Consider the following 1014-nt stretch of genomic DNA (forward strand, 5'->3'; position numbering starts at 1 on the left):
CCGTTGGTTACCTTCTGTTTGCAGATGGCCTTGACCTCGCCACTCGTGCTACTTGCTGATCCGCATCCATACGAGGGCGCGATCGTCGCTTTTGAAAAATCCGACTTGAAGATGAGGTTGGCGGCGGAAGCGCTGTTACACAACAAAAGAAGTGGTGCAAGAAAGAGAGTGGAGCGGAATGTGGAGAGAAGCGTGTGCTCCCCGCACGAGCGATCACTTTGTCGTGTGTCTATTTGAGTATTTTTCATGTTTACAAATTCTTCTTAAATCTGAATTGCCACAGCAATGGCGAAAGATAGCCGCAAAAAACGCATCCGGTTTCTTGCGGCAGACGGACGCTAGTTGAGCAAATACTGCGCCAAGTACGTAAAAATACGTACAGTCAATAAGATAGCAACAGAGAGTGCGGCAAGTGCCTCGTGGATCGTCGCCTTTAGAGGACGGTTGTGCTGCCGGACAGGGGCGATGTGGATGCGATCAGTCCATTAGGACGAGCATCGAAGAGGGGGCATCAGTAAAGCCATTTATGGGAGTAGTTGTATATCGGAGATGCAGTGTCACTTAACCGCGACAGAGTAAAAGGCGTAGCGGCACGTCGCCGATCAACGAGGGCACACGAGAGGCGGGACAGTGGCGAAGCGGAGTGCGACGACCTCCGCGTTAGCGGTAAGGCAAGATGCTTAGTCGAAGGGGAGACCAAACATAAAGGAAGCTCTGATCAGGTCCTTCGACGGGCTCAGGACGAACGGTAAAGCGTTGATTCCGTTCGGGGTGAGCTTGTCGAACCATGAACGGAATCAACTTATTCAGGGTTTCCTAAAAAGACTGTTTACAAGCTCTCCGCAGCTACCGAAGAGAAACGAAAGCGTTGTCCTAGCGTCCTGTCCCATTAATACGTAGCATAAATCTTGCTTAATTTCTGGGTGTCTTTAGATTTGAGGAGATACCCAATGAAAAACGGCCGCCCGAAAGCCGAACTGGTCATCACACCCGCTGAACGCGAACAACTGGAGG

General features: G+C 50.9%; 1 protein-coding gene. It reads right to left on the reverse strand.

Annotation, left to right across the window (positions count from 1 at the left end; genetic code table 11):
• On the reverse strand, positions 1 to 248 hold a 248-nt coding region (locus tag VEB01_RS01680; RefSeq protein ID WP_324872373.1), incomplete at its 3' end, for a hypothetical protein.
• Positions 249 to 1014: the final 766 nt, after the last annotated feature.

Source organism: Methylocaldum sp., assembly GCF_035627495.1.
In the GTDB taxonomy this organism is placed as follows: Bacteria; Pseudomonadota; Gammaproteobacteria; order Methylococcales; family Methylococcaceae; genus Methylocaldum.